This is a genomic window from Shewanella sp. OMA3-2 (genome assembly GCF_021513195.1).
Lineage (GTDB): Bacteria > Pseudomonadota > Gammaproteobacteria > Enterobacterales > Shewanellaceae > Shewanella.
Genome location: NZ_CP090974.1, coordinates 141,760 through 160,246 on the forward strand (window position 1 = coordinate 141,760; position 18,487 = coordinate 160,246).

Consider the following 18,487-nt stretch of genomic DNA (forward strand, 5'->3'; position numbering starts at 1 on the left):
TCGCTTTCTAATTCACGCTGTAAGGTAATATCAGAGTAAATCCGGCTGCACGGCTTAATCGACCGTTAGCTAACCAGGATATAGCGCGCCCTCTTACTCTAAGCCAGCGCCAACCTTTCGACTCATGACGATATCGAAAATCCACATCAATCATCTCTGCTTTAGACTTTAGCAACTCGTACCAAGCTTGGGTAACACGGTCCATGTCTTCTGGATGAATTGGAATATCGATAAGTTTCGAAAAAATATTCGGCTTATCTCCCAGTAAACCACCACGATTCTCTAGGGAAAAGATCTTGCTATTGTCACACCATTCCCACAAATCGGAGCCACTGCCACGAAGTGCTTGAGACAATCTATCATCACTTTCTATTAATGCCTGATTCACTTTTTTAAAGCGCATCACTTGACGATGACGATATAAAGATAAAATAAATGCCAAAAACAGAATAATAAACAGCAGCATTCCCTTAAAAATCTGAGATTGCCACCAATACTCTTCTACTGTGAAACTAAATTGAAATGGATGCGTTGACCATATGCTATGTTTTTTATAATGCAACTCAAGAGTATATTCTCCTGCACTTAAACCGCTAACATTGATTTGGGACTGACCCTCCAACAATACAAAGCTGGATTTTTTTTGGCCACGTTGCAGTAAACGATATTTTAAGCTCATGGGACTTTCGTCAAGATAGTCTAGATTAGATATTTGAAAACTAACCAAACTTGCCCCAGGCTCGACTGTTTTGAGCTGTTCTGGTAATAAAAACAAATCCGTTTTATCACCGTAATAAATCGAAACAGACTCAAGAAACACTTCTTTATTAACGATGCGATTAACTAATAACTCAGGCGCAATGAGCATTACGCCATTAGGCGTACCAATGTATAAACCGACAGAGGGCTGGTAAAGCACTGCACCTTCATTAAGTTCATCTGAAATAAACCCATCATGTTGGGTAAATGACACTGGAAGTTGAGTCTGCTTGTTAACTTTAATGATTGCTCTTGAACAACCGATTAAGAAGTCATCTTCGGTTTCATTCAGAAACATCACCACGTTACATTCAATATGCCACTTATCATTGAAATTAGTCATCTGCGCGGTAGCAATATTATATTCAAATACCCCATTCTGCGCGGTACCAATCCATAATATATTGGGGCTAACCTCAATAAGATGAGTAATACTGGGTTGCATCTCTAAGGGCAAAAACGCATCTTTAATTGGGGTAAATTTGAAGCTACCATCTACATAACCAAAAATATCTCTACCACCTAACCATAATCTATTACTCGCATCACGGCTCATAGTTCGAAATAGAATTTTACCTTTCGGGGTTTGTAAGTCTGTCACTGGCACAGCCTGAATATCTGTCGCGCCATCTTGCCAGAAATAAAGTCCTTGATTAGTTGAAAACCATATGCGGCTTGGTATATCAGGATCAAAATAACTCATGTAAACGACACTTTGCCTCAATGACTTAGTACCGCCACTCCACTGATGAAAGTCTCGGGCTACATGGGTCTGTTTATTAACCACAAACAAACCATTTGTCGTTGATAACAATATATGATCAGTATCAAGGTCAGATATTTGATAAATACTATCATTCAGCTCAAAACTATCAGGCACTACTCTGACAGACTGCTTAGTCGCCGTATCAACCACTTCCAAACCACCATCAGTCCCTAGCCAAACTGTATTATCTTGTTGATGTATTGACCAAATCATTTCATTTTTAAGTTTATACGGTGGAGACTTATTAAACGTATCGACAATAAAACTAGGAGACAATGCAGCCAATGCAAGCCCATCTCCAGTACCGCCAATCCAGAAAAGATTATTATTATCAATAGCAAGTGCTTGAACATAATCAATATTGGCAAGACTTTTTAATGAGTCATGATAATTAATAGTTTCATCTGTATCGACATTCCATGAGATTAATCCAATGCGGCTACCGAGCCAGAGCAAGCCTTTACTGTCTTGTACAATTTTTTTAATATAGAAAGATTTTCCATTAACTGGAGCGATTGTTTTTTGCGCTAAATCAACCTTAAATAATCCCTTAGAACTAATAAGCCATATACGTTTTTGGGAATCTTGTATTAGACCCTTAATAAAGCCACGCTCCTTGCTCCACCCCAGATCAAACACTTCACCGTTGGCAAGGTGCCACTCTGCTTTATGATGTGAGGTATAAATACTCGTTTGGCTGTCTAACACCAGTTGGTACTGCCAATTCATATCAGGCTGTAATGGCCCTTTAGGATCAAGTAATAGAGTCTTGCTGGCTACATCAAATAAATAGCGCTGGCCATTATCAGCAAGTACTTCGAACTGGTTAAGTTGATTTTCTACAATAGAAACAATACGAAGGCTAGCCTTGCTTTGCGCTTCACCAGGAAGGATAGGATGGTATAACTGCGTAAATTGATTCTCGCGAGTACTGTATAAATAAAAAGCGCTGCGCGAAGCCAGAAGTACATATTCATCAGCGACAGATTGCACCAGATATAACATGACATCATTCAATACAGAGTCATTGCCTGCCTTATCCATACGTCTAGTTGAGTTATTACTAATACGGTAAAGCCCTTGTTCAGTAGCAAGCCATGCATATCCGTAACGATCAAAACTAATGTCACGGACTGTACTATTAGCAAGACCATCCTTGGTATTAAATACACGCTGAATAAAGTCGTCTCCCTTCACAGGCGCAACTGATATCAACATAATGGTTATTATAAGGATGTAAAGGCGATACATTTAAGGTGAGATGCTCCTATACCAATATGGTTTCACGGCTCATAAAATAACCAATGAACTGTCTTTGTGCTTATGTGATTTAGAAGTCCATTCCAATCTCAAAAATCATTTAACATAAAATATTAATCGTACACACTAACAGACTGTTAAAGATATATAAAACAGTCATTTCACTGCGTACAGCATATAGCTGAAAATCTTAGTTTTGCTTATCTACTCAATACTCAATTAATAAACTGATGTTTTGAAGAGGCTCAACGATATCAATTACCATTAAAATGAAGCTAACAATATGCGATAAGTGTAGACCAAAAAAAGCACCCAGTTGGGTGCTTTTTACAAATGATTATTAGATAATTACTTCTTCTTAACCGCTTTTGGGTTAGGTAAATCAGTAATTGAACCTTCATAGATTTCAGCAGCAAGACCCACTGATTCATGCAAGGTTGGGTGAGCGTGAATCGTTAATGCTAAATCTTCAGCATCACAGCCCATTTCAATTGCTAGGCCAATTTCACCTAGTAACTCACCACCGTTAACACCCACAACAGCACCACCGATAACACGATGAGTCTCTTTATCAAAAATTAACTTGGTCATACCTTCACTGCAATCAGAAGCAATTGCACGGCCACTTGCAGCCCAAGGGAAAGTCGCAGTTTCATAAGCAATACCTTGCTCTTTCGCTTCTTTCTCTGTTAGACCAACCCAAGCCACTTCCGGATTGGTATACGCTATCGAAGGAATAACTTTCGGGTCGAAGAAGTGCTTAAGACCAGAAATAACTTCAGCAGCCACATGACCTTCATGCACACCTTTATGCGCTAACATTGGTTGACCAACAATATCACCAATAGCAAAGATGTGTGGCACGTTAGTACGCAGTTGTTTATCAACATTGATAAAGCCACGCTCATCAACGTTAACGCCGGCTTTTTCTGCAGCCAATGACTTACCATTTGGTGCACGGCCAATCGCCACTAATACTGCATCATAACGAACAGGTTCTGTTGGTGCTTTTTTACCTTCCATTGTCACATAGATACCATCATCTTTTGCTTCAACAGCGGTCACTTTAGTTTCAAGAATTAAGTTAAACTTCTTCTTAATTTGCTTAGTGAATACGCGAACAATGTCTTTGTCAGCAGCCGGAATAACTTGGTCGAACATTTCAACCACGTCAATTTCACTGCCAAGAGCCTCGTAAACTGTACCCATTTCTAGGCCAATAATGCCGCCGCCCATAACAAGCAGTTTACCTGGTACTTCTTTCAATTCTAATGCATCAGTCGAATCCCAAATTCGTGGGTCGTCATGCGGAATGAAAGGCAATTTAATTGGGCGAGAACCCGCTGCAATAATAGCGTGCTCAAAGTTAACCACTTTAACGCTACCGTCTTCAGCTTTAACTTCTAAGGTGTTTGGGCCAGTAAATGTACCAAAGCCATTAACCACATCAACTTTACGCATTTTAGACATTCCGCCTAAGCCGCCTGTTAACTGGCCAATCACTTTCTCTTTAAAGCTACGTAATTTGTCTAGGTCGATTTTAGGTTCGCCAAAAACAACACCGTGATCAGCAACCATTTTGGCTTCTTCAATCACTTTTGCTACGTGTAATAATGCTTTAGATGGAATACAGCCGACGTTTAAACACACACCACCTAAGGTGCTGAAGCGTTCAACGATAATAGTATCTAAACCTAAATCTGCTGCGCGAAAAGCTGCAGAGTAACCTGCAGGACCAGCACCTAATACAACTACCTGAGTTTTAATTTCGTTACTCATGTTTTCCTCTATTCTTTTGCTTGAGTTGGCGGCAATACCGTCTTTACAATCATTGTGATCACATCATGTTAACTGGCAGCAGTTTACACTTTGTTGGATGACGATCACAATCCTAGGTTTTAGTAATTCTGTGTTCTATGACAGAGTATCGTTTAATCCAATTGTTACTTCAATTTAGTGGCTTAGGCTTAGTGCCCATCGTTGTGTAATCAAGTCTTTACTGATTCAACCATTTAAAGACAACACATTCCACTAACAAAATAGGCTACTTGAATCATCAAGCAGCCTATGAGTTACAACACTAAAGTACGAATATCTGATAAGCAGCTATTCAGATAAGTAATAAATCGCGCACCATCTGCACCATCGATAACTCGATGATCATACGACAATGACAACGGCAACATTAACCGTGGTACGAACTCTTTGCCATTCCAAACAGGCTTAAAGTCTGACTTAGACACACCCAGAATGGCAACCTCTGGCGCATTAACAATCGGCGTAAACGCCGTACCACCAATGCCACCTAAACTTGAGATAGTAAAACAACCACCTTGCATATCTGCCGCCGTTAGCTTACCGCCACGGGCTTTTTTAGACACTTCTTTCAGCTCGTCAGATAATTCATGGATACCTTTTTTGTTCACATCTTTGAACACAGGCACCACAAGACCATTTGGGGTATCAACCGCAATACCAATATTGACATACTTCTTCAAAATTAAGCTTTCGCCATCTTCTGATAATGAAGAATTAAACGTAGGGAATGCTTCAAGTGCTTTAGCGACTGCTTTCATGATAAACACTAATGGCGTGATCTTCATGCCTGAATCTTTTTTCGCTTCCAAGGCATTTTGTGCCTTACGGAAGTCTTCAAGCTCAGTAATATCCGCATCATCCCACTGAGTAACATGTGGAATTTTGACCCAGTTACGATGTAAGTTTGCACCAGAGATTTTTTGAATCCGCGATAATGGCTTCACTTCTGTTTCGCCAAACTTACTAAAATCAACTTTTGGCCATGCAAGTAGGTTTAACTCACCGCCTGCGCCACCAGCAGATTTCACACTGCCTGACTCAACTTGTTTAACCGCCGCTTTCACATAATTTTGAACATCGTCCTTCATTACGCGATTTTTACGGCCTGTGCCTTTCACATTTGCTAGGTTAACACCTAGCTCACGTGCCATACGGCGTATCACTGGTGATGCATGGGCATAAGCATTGTTTTCAACAAAGTCTTCTTTCGCAGCTGCTGCAGGGGTCGCTTGAGTAACAGCAGGTGCTGCAGTTGCGACAGGAGCCGTCACAGGTGCTGATGCAACAGGTGCACTACCTGCAACTTCAAAGGTCATAATCAACGAACCCGTTGATACCTTGTCGCCTTGCTTAATAGTAATGGCAGTTACTTTACCGGCAAAGGGTGCAGGCACTTCCATTGCGGCTTTATCACCCTCAACACTAATAAGTGCTTGCTCTTCAGTAACAGTGTCACCCACTTTTACCATGATTTCTGTGACTTCAACTTCGTCACCGCCAATATCAGGTACGTGGATATCTTGTACCGATGGCGCAGAAGAAACCGCAGGAGCCGCAACTTGGGCTGGAGCGGCTGAAGTGGCAGATGGTGCAGCAGAGCCTGCAACCTCAAATACCATGACAAATGATCCAGTAGAAACCTTGTCACCCACAGCGACTTTAATTTCTTTAAGCACACCCGCAAAAGGTGCAGGCACTTCCATCGCGGCTTTATCGCCTTCAACACTCAGCAGCGATTGATCTTCAGCAACACTGTCGCCAAGCTTAACCAAAATAGCGGTCACTTCGACTTCATCGTCACCAATATCAGGCACATGAACTTCTTTCAATGCTGCGGCTGAAGGAGCTTCCGCAGCAGGAGCAGCGGCTGGGGCAGATTTAACCTCAGCAGCTGAGTCCGACTCGAATATCATAATGGCTGAGCCAGTCGCGACTTTATCACCGACTTTGACTTTAATTTCTTTTACCACACCCGCCTCAGAGGCCGGTACTTCCATTGCGGCTTTATCGCCTTCAACAGAGATCAGTGACTGTTCTAGCTCAACCTTGTCGCCAACGCTAACAAGAATCTCAGTTACTTCAACCTCATCTGCACCTATGTCAGGTACACTAATTTCGATTGTCATGTTATTGCCTCTTACGCGTATAGCGGATTTGTCTTGTCAGCATCGATATTGAATTTCGCAATGGCTTTAACCACTACCGATTTATCAATATCACCACGTTTTGCGAGTTCACTTAATGCCGCTACAACGACATAACCAGCATTTACTTCAAAGTGACGACGTAAGTTTTCACGGCTATCAGAACGACCGAAACCATCAGTACCTAATACCTTGTATGATACAGAAGGCATAAATGCACGTACTTGTTCTGCGTAGTTCTTCATATAGTCTGTTGCTGCAATGGCAGGTTCAGTACCCAGTATGGTGGTAATATACGCTTGTTTTGGCTCAGCCTCTGGGTGCAACATGTTATAACGCTCGGCATCTTGGCCTTGACGCGTTAATTCATTAAACGACGTCACAGAGAACACGTCTGATCCAACATCGTATTCTTCACTCAATATTTGTGCTGCTTTACGCACTTCATTCATAATGGTGCCAGAGCTCATTAATTGAACTTTTTTGCTACCTTTATGCGACTCAAGTTTGTAAATACCTTTACGAATACCTTCCTCGCAGCCTGCTGGCATTGCTGGCATTGCATAGTTTTCATTCATTAAGGTTAAATAGTAGAACACGTTCTCTTGATCGCCATACATACGGCGAATACCGTCTTGCAAAATCACTGCAAGTTCGTACGCAAATGTTGGGTCATAAGAAATACAGTTTGGAATCGTGCTGGCTTGAACATGGCTGTGGCCATCTTCGTGCTGTAAACCTTCACCATTTAGTGTGGTACGACCCGCTGTGGCACCTAATAAGAAACCACGTGCCTGCTGATCGCCCGCCATCCAAGCCATGTCACCAACGCGTTGGAAACCAAACATTGAATAGTAGATATAGAATGGGATCATAGGTAAATCGTTAGTGCTGTATGACGTTGCCGCAGCAACCCATGAAGACATAGCACCTAACTCATTAATACCTTCTTGCAATACTTGACCTGATGTCGCTTCTTTATAGTAAGACACTACACTGCGGTCTTCTGGGGTATAAGCTTGGCCTTGAGGGTTATAAATACCCACTTGGCGGAATAAACCTTCCATACCAAAAGTACGTGCTTCATCTGCAATAATTGGCACAATATTTTTACCAATACCTTCATGCTTAAGTAAAGTATTTAAAGCACGAACAAACGACATTGTGGTAGAAATTTCACGCTTTTGCTCAACAAGCAATGCGCCAAATTCTTCTACAGTCGGTAACGATAATTTCTCACTGAAATTAGGCAAACGTTGTGGCGTATAACCATGTAAGGCTTTACGACGTGCATGCAAATATTCATATTCTGCTGAGCCAGGCTCAAGCTTTAAATATGGCAGCTCAGACACTTGCTCATCGCTCATTAGATCTTCAAGACCTAAACGATTACGCAATTGCAATACGTGCGTCATGTCCATCTTTTTCACGCCGTGTGCAATGTTTTTACCTTCTGCAGCTTCACCCATGCCATAACCTTTTACGGTTTTAGCTAAAATAACCGTAGGCTTGCCTTTAGTGTCTTGTGCATTTTTAAACGCGGCATATAGCTTAGAAGAGTCATGACCACCGCGTTTCAGTGCAAAGACTTGCGCATCGGTCATATCAGATACTAACGCCGCTGTTTCAGGATACTTACCGAAGAAATGCTCACGCACGTAAGCACCATCTTTTGACTTAAAGGTCTGATAATCACCATCAACAGTTTCGTTCATCAACTGAAGCAACTTACCACTGGTATCTTTCGCGATTAGCGAATCCCAGTTGTTGCCCCAAATCACTTTAACCACGTTCCAGCCAGCGCCTCTAAACAAGCCTTCGAGTTCTTGAATAATGCTGCCGTTGCCCATTACAGGGCCGTCTAAACGTTGTAAGTTACAGTTAATTAAAAAGCATAAGTTATCGAGTTTTTCACGCGAAGCAAAAGAGATAGCGCCACGAGACTCAGGCTCGTCCATCTCACCGTCACCTAAAAAGGCATAAACACGTTGGGCTGAGGTATTCTTTAAGCCTCGACCATCAAGGTACTTTAAAAAGCGTGCTTGATAAATCGCTGACATTGGGCCTAAACCCATTGATACAGTAGGGAATTGCCAAAATTCAGGCATTAACTTTGGATGCGGGTAGGACGGTAAACCTTTACCACCGACTTCTTGACGGAAGTTGTCTAACTGTTCTTCAGTTAAACGGCCTTCAACAAACGCACGAGAATAGATACCAGGAGAAATATGACCTTGGTAATAAACTAAATCGCCACCATCGACTTCGTTCGGAGCACGGAAGAAATGGTTAAAACACACTTCGTAAAATGATGCTGCCGACTGGAAAGAGGCCATGTGGCCACCAAGATCCAAATCTTTTTTCGATGCACGCAACACGATCATAATCGCGTTCCAACGAATAACAGAACGAATACGACGTTCAATTGTCGTATCGCCAGGATACGCCGGCTCTTGGGTCGTCGGGATAGTGTTGATATAGTTAGTATTAATCCCCGTTGCCATATCGACACCGTCTAAACGGGCTTTATCTAACACTTTCTCGAGTAAATACTGAGCGCGCTCTACGCCCTCTTCACGAACCACTGATTCAAGAGCAGACAACCACTCATTCGTTTCTAGCGGGTCAACATCATTTAGCATATGTTCAGACATTGCAGTCTTTTCCTATACGTTATACCTAAGACACCATTGAGAGTGTTTAGTGTATGTTAATAATAAAAATCTTGTTAGCGACAGGCTTGGGTCTTGTTTAACTCACCTATACGCCGCTTTTTAACCGGCGCAAACTACGCTGCAACCGACTATCTTCTTCTCTTACAGACAACATAACTTCTTCGATGTAGCTTAAATGTTCATTCGACGCTTCACGTGCCGCATCAGGGTCTCGACGCACAATCGCTGCCAATAATGCTCGGCGATGATCATTTGCCATAGTGGAAGCTTCTTCACAACGACTAAGAAGTTCCAAATTTTGCGCCACATTTTTGTGTAGCACAGGGGTTAAACTTAATACTAAATGAAGCATAGCCACGTTATGTGATGCTTCAGCTACGGCGCGATAAAAACGGACAATCGCATCAGCCTGTTCTTCAATGCTAGGGGCGTTTTCTACGTCCAAAATACTATTCTGAATATTTTGCATGTCGGCATCAGTGCCGCGCAGCGCAGCAAAATACGCCATCATGCCTTCAGTTGCATGACGAAATTCAAGTAAATCGTATTGGCTTTCAGAATCGTTATGCATTAACTCAACAATAGGGTCAGCAAGGCTTTGCCAGAGTTGTTCTTTAACATAAGTGCCACCGCCTTGACGGCGCATTAATAAGCCTTTGGCTTCAAGCTTTTGAATCGCTTCACGCAATGAAGGACGCGACACTTCAAACTGAACCGCAAGTTCACGCTCAGGAGGTAACTTCTGGCCAGGCTGCAAACTGCCCTCAAGGATCATGCGCTCAAGTTGCTCCATGATCACATCAGAAATTTTTGGCTGGTTAATCTTGCTGTAAGCCATAATTGCGCTCAAACTCCCTTAAAAGCCCTATTGTAAATTGGTCTTACCAATTTATGTGAGAGCGCGCACTTTATCAAATCATCCTATTGATGTCTAGCTTGTAGCTTAGCCAACAACTTTCACACTCAGATTAAGCAGCATAAACGAAAATAATCGTTAAGGGGTCAGACCATTTGACAAAAGCGTGAAAAGTATAATATTTAGCCTAACTAATGATGCCAAATATCGTCAAGACCGACACAAAAGTCAGCAACAAGGTAAAGTTACGCTTACTCAGCGCTAATAAGGCTAATGTTGGCTGTACGCTAACAGGTGCAGGGCCAGCTTCAGGTAAAGACTCAGCGGCTAACGCGGTTTCAGTGACCACCAATTTAGCACTGCAGCGGGTATCGAATGCTCGTTTTCGCCATGCTGTTAGCCCTTGAGAAAACTGCCCACTTAATACATATCCAAAACTGAATATTCTGCTAGGCAACCAATCAAATAATCGCTGCAGGTGATCAATTAGCGGTAAAGATAAGCTTTGTTTAATGTTTAAATCATAATAAAAACGAATGCTACAATACAATACTGCGCCGACTGGACCAAAACACACTAGAAACAAGGCTACAGCACCGTAATAACGATAATTAATCCATGCTACACTTTGGCCTACTTTAATGCCCAAATCACGCTCATCTACCGCATCAATACATTCACTGCAATCAAGCTCAGCGGCGTAGCGATAACACGCTTGTACATCGCCTCGACATGCCGCTTGCACGTATTTCTTAAAAATGTCGCGCAAATCCTGATGGCTAAAACACACTAAAGTTACGATTACCCATAGCAATAAACTCAGTAAATCGAACACCAAGCCATTCACTAACAACCCAATAGCAAACACCACAAAAGACGGCAAAACCACCGCTATCGCCACACCCAAATCGGTTGATAATGATTTTTTGTCCCAAAACTGTTTGTGATAACGCAACATCAAGGTGTCAAACTGTAGACTTACTGGAAGTAGTTTTAGTCGCTCGACTAAAATAGCGACCAGTAGTGCAAATAAAGCCATCTTGTATCCTTAGGGTATAAATAAAAGCATTTATCATTAGCTTGAAGCTAGTGAGGTTAACTCATTGCCTGAACCAAGCGCTTGCCGATACTTTAGCCAATCAAAACTTTTGCCTGGGTCAGTTTTACGACCTGGGCAATATCGCAATGCCCAACTATGCGTGCAGGGTTAATCATAGGGTATTGCGCCATAATCTCCAGTGTTAGTTGTTCAAGGCTAAGGTATTGCGCATCCGTATAAGCAATATCATCGGTACCCTCTAGTTCAATACCAATAGCAAAATCGTTACAATTGGTTCTACCATCAAACTCCGACACTCCCGCATGCCAGGCCCTGTCATCGCAACTAACATATTGAACAATCTCACCATCGCGACGAATTAAAAAATGTGCCGACACTTGCAAACCCGCTAAATCGACAAAAGAGTCGTCAGCATCAGTATCTAAGCAACCCTGAAATAATGCATCAATATAAGGTAAACCAAAACAGCCCGCTGGAAGACTAATATTATGAATAACCAATAAACTCACCTCATTATTAGGTCGTGCATTAAAATGCGGCGAAATACAGCGGCGCGCGCTAGGCAACCAACCGAAAGACAGACTTGTGTGTGATTTCATATTATATAATTGCCAATGTTAAGGGCTATTGCATTGCGCCAGGGTTCAGTATCATTCTAGTGAATAAGCCATTTAATCGTGTTACCGCTGATATTAAGTGATGCCATTCACAATACTGAAATGAGCAATGCCGTAAGCGAATAAATTAACAGTAAAATAGCCTTAATACCACGTCCGCAACACTCACAACCCATTCAAAGTTATGTTAATCTATTAGCTTATACAGTGTTTGTGTGACCTCTTGTCCAACACCTCGTAACCCAATATTCGCAAGGATTTAGCTTATGTTTGAAAATGATATCCGCCATGCAGTGAAAACAGCATTAAATGAAGACTTAGGGTATAGCGAACATCAAAATATTGAACAAATGCTCAAAGCCGATATTACTGCCCAGCTTATTCCCGCTGACAAACACGTCGAAGGTAGCCTAATCACTCGTGAAGAAGGTGTATTTTGTGGTAAAGCATGGGCGGAGCAAGTGTTTAATCAACTCGGTAGTGAAGTCGTGTTGCATTGGCACGTTGACGATGGCGACTTAGTCGTACCCAACCAAGTATTGTGTGACTTATCCGGCCCTGCACGCGCTATATTAACCGGCGAGCGCACCGCTATGAACTTTATTCAAACCCTATCAGGTGTTGCCAGCTTAACTAAATTATATGTAGATAAGCTAGCAGGCACCCATACTCGTTTACTTGACACCCGTAAAACGATTCCAGGGCTACGTACTGCACAAAAATATGCGGTAACCTGTGGCGGCGGTAAAAACCATCGCATAGGCTTGTTTGACGCCTTCTTAATTAAAGAAAATCACATCATGGCCTGTGGTGGCATTACCCAAGCAATTCAAGCTGCCCGCAAACTTCACAACGACAAACCGGTAGAAGTCGAAGTGGAATCTATTGCCGAGCTCACTCAAGCATTAGACGGCGGCAGCGACATCATCATGCTAGACAATTTTGATATCACCATGATGCTTGAAGCAGTCACTTTGAACCAAACTTACAAAGATGCAGGCAAAGGCGCAAAATTAGAAGTGTCTGGCAATGTCACCATTGACACCTTAGCCGACTTTGCTAAAACAGGGGTTGACTACATATCAGTAGGGGCACTGACTAAACATGTTAAAGCGTTAGATTTGTCATTACGACTCAAAGGGTAAAACCGCCACTTTAGCTCACCGCTTCGCTTAAGCGAGAAGCGGTGAGCTAAAGTGGCACCTTAAACTTCACAAACCATTTACTTGTGGTTAAATGTCGATAGTTAAATCTGATAGTTTACCAACCGCCTCTGACAGTTTGTGCGTCATTTTTATGACCTCGTACTTTCGACTGTCAAAAATCAGCCCGTATAATTCAATAGTCAAAAAACAGTTGCAACATTTCATCCTAAAAACTGCCAAGTACAGAATATTTAAACATTTATTTTACTTTCATCTGATAAAAGTATTCCATTTCAGGTCACTTTATACTAACGTTTGCATTAGGCGAGTGGCCTTTCGGCCAGAACTTGACTTATTGCGAGTGTATTTTGCAAATAAGGACCTATTTGTGGCAAAGTTTACTGATAAATAATGTTACAAAATTGTGTTTTTATGAAATAATTGCTCCAGAAATAAGCAAATCAGCCGAAAAGTCATGTGTAGTTGGCTGTAAATACTTATTGGCACTTTGTTAAAAAGTGGCATAGGCTTTAAAAGCCCTAAAAAATATTTACAGTCCAATTAAACTGATTTGAACGTTCACTGAACCAAAGTTGATTACAACAAAACTGAATTCATTACTTTCAATGACTTCAACAATAGCAAACTATATGTGCCCGTAAGGCTTCGGCAACGATGGATGCCACTGATATGTCACAAGCTGCAATGAGTTTAAATGCATTGTAGCTAGCCTCATTCAGTACCTAGGATTGGAATAGCTAAAGCACATTTACGGAGAAATAAAATGAAAAGCATTAACCAAATTAAAAACGCTAAGGGTTTCACCCTTATTGAATTAATGATCGTAGTAGCGATTATCGGTATTTTAGCAGCAATCGCATTGCCTGCTTATAAAGATTACGTGACATCTGCACAAGGTGGCGCGGCAATGAAAGGTATTACTTCTTTCTCAACTAAAGTCCAAACGTGTATCACCACAGGTATTGCTTGTAATGGCATTGCTGCTGAGGTTGCAAAGAACTCTAAATTTGACACAGTCGCAAATCCAACTCAAGATGCAGCCGCTGCCTATGTGCTCAAATGGACGGAACCCAAATGCGTCCTTTCGGCGTCATTTGATAAAGATGGTGGTGTTGCATTTACGATGGCCAAAGGTGCTGGCGCAACGGATGATGATTTAGCACTTTGTTATAAAGGCGCGAACTTGAAAAAACCTTAAGGTTTATTTTAGATTTTTAATATTTAAGTTGCTCAAATAACAAAAAAGGGTAGATACTAATTAGCATTTACCCTTTTTTATTGGTAACCAATAGCCATGTCAAATAATGCCCTGAATTTAGGTTTGTCGACTTTATTTATCCAAAAGCGTCTCTTAACTGAGGAGCAAATCACCACGGCGATTGCCAGTTCCAGAAAAAATAAAGCCTCCTTAGTCAGCTCAATTGTTTCGCATAAGTTATTGTCTGCCCGCGAGATAGCAGAGTTATGTTACGAAGAATATGGCACTCCGCTTCTTGACTTAAATGAATTTGATATTACCAGTATTGCTGAAGGGTTATTAAATAAGAAGCTAATCAGCAAACACAAATGTTTACCACTTTTTAAACGTGGTAATCGTCTGTATATCGCCACCTCTGACCCTACTAATATTACCGCATTAGAAGATTTTCAATTCAGTTTAGGTCTGCATGCAGAAGCTATACTAGTTGAGGATGATAAACTTGATGCTGCATTAGAAAAGGTGCTTGAAGAGGATCTCAATAGTTTAGGCTTAGAAGGCATTGATGAAGAGGCATTAGCAGGCATCGACGTTGCTGATACTGAACATCAAAATGAAGATCCAACAGGTGAGTCAAGTGACGATGCACCCATTGTAATTTACATCAATAAAATACTTACCGATGCCATTCGTAAAGGCGCATCTGATTTACATTTTGAACCCTATGAAAAACGCTACCGCATACGTTTTCGCATTGACGGCATCTTACATGAGGTATCACAACCGCCAGTCAATCTCTCTGCGCGTATATCTGCCCGTTTAAAAGTCATGTCAAAACTGGATATTGCTGAGCGCCAGGTGCCACAAGATGGCCGGATTAAAATGAAACTATCACGCACTAAATCTATCGATTTTCGTGTCAGTAGTTTGCCCACCATTTGGGGCGAAAAAATTGTAATGCGTATTTTAGACTCATCCTCTGCACAGCTGGGCATTGAAAAGCTCGGTTATGAAGATGACCAACGTCTATTATATGAAGAAATGCTCGCCAAACCCCAGGGGATGATTCTAGTTACCGGCCCTACAGGCTCAGGTAAAACGGTATCCTTGTATACTGGTCTTAATATATTAAACACCGAAGAAAGGAACATTTCTACCGCAGAAGACCCCGTAGAGATTAACCTGGAAGGGGTTAACCAGGTTCATATTAACCTTAAAGCAGGTTTAACCTTTGCTTCAGCGCTACGCTCATTCTTACGTCAAGACCCTGATGTGGTCATGGTCGGTGAAATACGCGATTTAGAAACCGCTGAAATTGCCATAAAAGCGGCACAAACAGGTCACTTAGTATTATCAACATTACACACTAACTCGGCAGCAGAAACCCTAACCCGTTTAATTAACATGGGCGTACCAGGCTATAACATCGCCAGCTCAGTGAATTTAATTATTGCTCAGCGTTTAGCCAGGCGTTTATGCCCTGAATGCAAGCAAGCTGAAGATGTACCCGTTGCGGAATTATTGCGCCTTGGCTTTAACCAACAAAACATTGATGATGGATTTACTGTTTATAAACCCTGTGGTTGTGATTTATGTTCTGGTGGTTATAAGGGGCGTGTCGGTATTTATGAAGTGATGAAAATATCAGATGCTATTGCGCGGACTATTATGGAAAGTGGTAACTCATTACAAATTGCTCAGCAAGCAAAATCTGAAGGCATGCGCGATTTACGTCAATCAGGATTATTAAAAGTTGTCCATGGTGTCACCAGTATTGCGGAAGTTAATCGCGTCACCAGTTTTAACTAAAGATACTGACTTGGTTTTAATTTAGATATTCGTTCACTACACGCTTACAATTAAACAAATAATCAATATGTGAGCCTAATTTCAAGGAATCGCTTTATGGCTACGGCAGCGGCGAAAAGAAAATCCCGTTCAAGTAAAAAGGCTGTTAAACACCAACCAAAGGTGTTTACCTTTGAGTGGAAAGGCACCAATAACGATGGTAAAAAGACTTCGGGTGAGCTTAGAGGTCACACAATAGCAGAAATAAGAAGTATTCTAAAAGGCCAGGGGAGTTTCCCCTAAGAGTGTTAGAAAGAAAGCTGCACCTCTATTTAAAACCGAGAAAAGTATTTCCGCAATGGACATTGCGATGATAACCCGTCAAATAGCCACCATGCTAGCCGCTGGTGTACCATTAGTGACCACCATAGAGTTACTTGGCCGTGGTCATGAAAAAGCAAAGGTGCGTGAGCTACTAGGCGGCATTCTATCTGATGTGCAATCAGGTATTCCATTGTCTGACGCACTTCGCCCTCATCGTCGATATTTTGATGAACTTTATGTTGATTTGGTTGGCGCAGGGGAACACTCTGGTTCTCTTGATGCGGTATTTGACCGCATTGCGACTTATCGTGAAAAGTCTGAAGCACTGAAATCAAAAATCAAAAAAGCCATGTTTTACCCCGCAGCTGTAATCATTGTTGCCATAGCAGTAACATCGTTACTACTACTGTTTGTGGTTCCACAATTTGAAGAGATTTTTAATGGCTTCGGCGCTGAACTACCGGCATTTACTCAATTTGTTTTAGGGATATCTAGAGCGCTGCAATCGTCTTGGTATATTATTGGTGCTATGATTTTTGCTGTGATTTTTTTGTTTATTAGAGCACACAGAAATTCGCAAATTGTGCGGGACAAGGTGGATGTATTAATTTTAAAAACCCCTGCTGTTGGCGATATTTTGCACAAGGGTGCCATGGCACGTTTTGCCCGGACCTTATCCACTACCTTTGCTGCCGGTGTACCACTGATTGATGGCCTGGAGTCATCAGCAGGTGCTTCAGGTAACGCTGTGTATCGTAAAGCCTTGCTAAATGTTCGCCAAGAAGTCATGTCTGGCATGCAAATGAATGTTGCTATGCGCACTACAGGGTTATTTCCTGACATGTTAATTCAAATGGTGATGATTGGCGAAGAATCCGGTGGCTTAGATGAAATGCTTAATAAAGTCGCTGATATTTATGAAATGCAAGTGGATGATGCCGTTGATGCTTTATCGAGCTTAATAGAACCCATTATGATGGTAGTGATTGGTACCGTTGTTGGTGGCTTGATTGTCGCTATGTATTTACCTATCTTCCAAATGGGTAAAGTGGTAGGTGGTTAAGCGATTAGCTCTGTCATTTATTTAAATTTGTTGCAACAAGACTAAGAAAAACATGACCGAATTTATTTCAACTTTCATTACCATAATGAGCCAATATCCTTGGCTCTTTGTGTGTATCAGCTTTATCTTTGCCGCCACTATTGGCAGCTTTCTCAATGTCGTTATCCACCGTTTACCGGTAATGATGAAACGTGAATGGCAAAGTGAATGTAACTTTTACTTAACTGAATATCATCCTGATATCGTCGAGCAAGTCGGTGAACAACGCTTAGCTAAGCCTATCGATGCATTCCCAGTAAAATATAATCTCATTGTCCCAGGTTCAGCTTGTCCGAAATGTAAGGCTAGTATCAAACCCTGGCATAATTTACCCGTTTTAGGTTGGTTAATCTTAAAAGGTCAGTGTGCCAGCTGTAAAACCGCTATTTCAGCTCGTTATCCAGTGATGGAATTTATCACTGGTGTAATGGTAGCAACCTTAGCCTTTTATTTTGGCCCTACAACTCAATTTCTGTTTGCCGCAATACTGACGTTTTTTCTGGTAGCGTTAACCGGCATTGATTTAGATGAAATGTTATTACCCGATCAACTCACCTTACCCTTACTCTGGCTAGGGCTGCTAATCAACTTGCAAGGGGTGTTTACCAGTTCTAGCGATGCATTAATTGGCGCAGCTGCCGGATACTTAAGTCTTTGGTCGGTATTTTGGCTATTTAAGCTAGCCACAGGCAAAGAAGGTATGGGTTATGGTGATTTTAAATTAATGGCGGTATTCGGTGCATGGCTAGGTTGGCAAATGCTACCACTGATCATTTTATTATCATCGTTAGTGGGCGCTATTATGGGTATCACTATGATAGCGACTAAAAAACTCCATGCAGGTAAACCGATTCCATTTGGGCCTTATATTGCCATAGCAGGCTGGATAGCACTTATTTGGGGTCACGATATTATTAACTGGTATTTGAGCACACTTATTTAATGTTAATTAAT

At 41.6% G+C, this 18,487-nt stretch carries 10 protein-coding genes and 2 pseudogenes; 5 read left to right on the plus strand and 7 right to left on the minus strand.

Translation table 11 applies throughout. The features are described from left to right. Nucleotides 1–7: 7 nt before the first annotated feature. The 7 genes and pseudogenes from L0B17_RS00620 to ampD all read right to left on the minus strand — a co-directional run bounded on the left by L0B17_RS00620 (nt 8) and on the right by ampD (nt 11,937). On the minus strand, nt 8–2,743 hold the full coding sequence (locus L0B17_RS00620) for a PAS domain-containing protein (protein WP_235086889.1): 2,736 nt from the start codon (nt 2,741–2,743) through the stop codon (nt 8–10). A gap of 390 nt (nt 2,744–3,133) precedes the next feature. Further along, nucleotides 3,134–4,564: a dihydrolipoyl dehydrogenase gene (gene lpdA, locus L0B17_RS00625; RefSeq protein WP_235086890.1), complete on the minus strand. Its 1,431-nt coding sequence runs from the start codon at nt 4,562–4,564 to the stop codon at nt 3,134–3,136. Nucleotides 4,565–4,857: 293 nt separating this feature from the next. Next, nucleotides 4,858–6,729, minus strand: a complete 1,872-nt coding sequence (aceF, locus tag L0B17_RS00630; RefSeq protein ID WP_235086892.1) for a pyruvate dehydrogenase complex dihydrolipoyllysine-residue acetyltransferase — start codon at nt 6,727–6,729, stop codon at nt 4,858–4,860. 11 nt (nt 6,730–6,740) lie between these two features. After that, nucleotides 6,741–9,401 (minus strand): pyruvate dehydrogenase (acetyl-transferring), homodimeric type, encoded by a 2,661-nt coding sequence (aceE, locus tag L0B17_RS00635; protein ID WP_235086893.1) that lies wholly within the window; start codon nt 9,399–9,401, stop codon nt 6,741–6,743. Nucleotides 9,402–9,507: 106 nt separating this feature from the next. Beyond that, nucleotides 9,508–10,260: a pyruvate dehydrogenase complex transcriptional repressor PdhR gene (pdhR, locus tag L0B17_RS00640; protein WP_235086895.1), complete on the minus strand. Its 753-nt coding sequence runs from the start codon at nt 10,258–10,260 to the stop codon at nt 9,508–9,510. A gap of 205 nt (nt 10,261–10,465) precedes the next feature. Next, a complete protein-coding gene (ampE, locus tag L0B17_RS00645; RefSeq protein WP_235086897.1) occupies nt 10,466–11,317 on the minus strand; it encodes a beta-lactamase regulator AmpE in 852 nt (283 codons plus the stop codon). 36 nt (nt 11,318–11,353) lie between these two features. Then, nucleotides 11,354–11,937, minus strand: a pseudogene (ampD, locus tag L0B17_RS00650) (1,6-anhydro-N-acetylmuramyl-L-alanine amidase AmpD). Nucleotides 11,938–12,221: 284 nt separating this feature from the next. On the opposite strand from ampD, the gene nadC reads away from it, so the two are divergent. From nadC to L0B17_RS00675, 5 genes and pseudogenes are all read left to right on the plus strand, one after another. Next, a complete protein-coding gene (gene nadC / locus L0B17_RS00655) occupies nt 12,222–13,100 on the plus strand; it encodes a carboxylating nicotinate-nucleotide diphosphorylase (protein ID WP_235086899.1) in 879 nt (292 codons plus the stop codon). A 784-nt stretch (nt 13,101–13,884) separates the two neighbouring features. Next, nucleotides 13,885–14,319 carry a prepilin-type N-terminal cleavage/methylation domain-containing protein gene (locus L0B17_RS18145; protein WP_272491878.1) on the plus strand — a complete coding sequence of 145 codons (435 nt, stop codon included), beginning with the start codon at nt 13,885–13,887 and terminating at the stop codon, nt 14,317–14,319. A 96-nt stretch (nt 14,320–14,415) separates the two neighbouring features. After that, the gene (pilB, locus tag L0B17_RS00665; protein ID WP_235086901.1) at nt 14,416–16,128 is read left to right on the plus strand and encodes a type IV-A pilus assembly ATPase PilB; all 1,713 of its coding nucleotides are present in this window, start codon (nt 14,416–14,418) and stop codon (nt 16,126–16,128) included. A gap of 96 nt (nt 16,129–16,224) precedes the next feature. Continuing rightward, a pseudogene (locus L0B17_RS00670) lies at nt 16,225–17,494 on the plus strand (type II secretion system F family protein). A gap of 52 nt (nt 17,495–17,546) precedes the next feature. After that, the gene (locus tag L0B17_RS00675; RefSeq protein WP_235086903.1) at nt 17,547–18,476 is read left to right on the plus strand and encodes a prepilin peptidase; all 930 of its coding nucleotides are present in this window, start codon (nt 17,547–17,549) and stop codon (nt 18,474–18,476) included. Nucleotides 18,477–18,487: the final 11 nt, after the last annotated feature.